This is a genomic window from Streptomyces sp. NPDC006923 (assembly GCF_040635655.1).
Taxonomy (GTDB): domain Bacteria; phylum Actinomycetota; class Actinomycetes; order Streptomycetales; family Streptomycetaceae; genus Streptomyces.
The window spans coordinates 1-1,165 of sequence record NZ_JBEYIF010000077.1; the positions used below are offsets into that span (position 1 = coordinate 1).

The 1,165-nt window shown below is 37.2% G+C and carries 1 protein-coding gene and 1 pseudogene; both read right to left on the reverse strand.

The annotated features are described in order from the left end of the window. Positions 1-272: pseudogene (locus tag ABZ707_RS33505) on the reverse strand (IS982 family transposase); the annotation flags it as partial. Positions 273-451: 179 nt separating this feature from the next. Continuing rightward, positions 452-1,165: IS982-like element ISLll1 family transposase (locus ABZ707_RS33510; protein ID WP_360182672.1), on the reverse strand; the 714-nt coding region annotated here is incomplete at its 5' end.

Consider the following 1,165-nt stretch of genomic DNA (forward strand, 5'->3'; position numbering starts at 1 on the left):
ATACTCGGTAAGAGGGCATTACAACGGCGGACAAAGCGAGAATATTCTAGGAAATTAGGAAATAAACTTTGAGCCAATTGGTGCTTAGCTTTAAGTGTTTCACTAAAATGCAGTACGCCCCATAGGTAACAAGCGATAACTAAGCAATCTGATGTTGCGAGATGGACGTTCTTTCGGTTTTGAACCTCAAGGGGAACACTCGTTTGATAAAGCGTCTCAATGGTTGTCAGTAAATAAACAAAAACTTTTGGAAGTGTGCTATTATAAGTCATATAAGTCGTGCGCTTTCTAATGCTTAGTGGTTTAAGATTAGGATAGCACGACTTATTTATTTTCCAATGAAATTAACTAGCAATTCGGGTTAACTATTATCAATAGTTTAGTTTTCATTCCCTATCAATGTATTTTATTATATACCTATTTCTATATATATACCCGAATTGCTAGTTGATTATTTAGCCATGACTTGATACCCGATAGAATATCTTAAAGTCTCTGGTTCCAGTGATTTAGCTGATTTTAACAGTAAAGAATACGCTAAAAGTATCATCTCTAATTTCAATTGAAAACCTTGAGGCGAACGACTTTTACAACGCTCAGCTCCTAGATTTGTCAAAAAAGAGAAAACTCGCTCAATCACTTTTCTACGTTTTGAAAAATTAGGGAAAAGGATTTTCTTTTGCTTCATGTTCTTCCTGACAGGTGTAATTAGATCAATTCCTTTTAATTCCAGCCTATCATGCAGTGACTGACCTAAATATCCCATATCTCCAAGGACTGTTGGTGTCCCAAATTGACTCAACACTTCCTCGGTCATTGAACTATCAGCCATTGAAGCAGGAGTAATTGTGTAGTCTATGACATAGCCTGATTCACTGACTAAAGCATGACATTTACATCCATAGAAGTACTGTCCCTTTGTAGCATTGTAGCCAACATTTGCATAATCTCCAAGAACTTTGCTTCTGAAATTACGAATAGGCTGACACAAAGGAATGGGGAAGCTGTCAATAATGGATACACTCATTCCTTCAACCTCTTTAAAGACGAGTGCTTGGCGAATGACTTGGATACTCGGTAAGAGGGCATTACAACGGCGGACAAAGCGAGAATATTCTAGGAAATTAGGAAATAAACTTTGAGCCAATTGGTGCTTAGCTTTAAG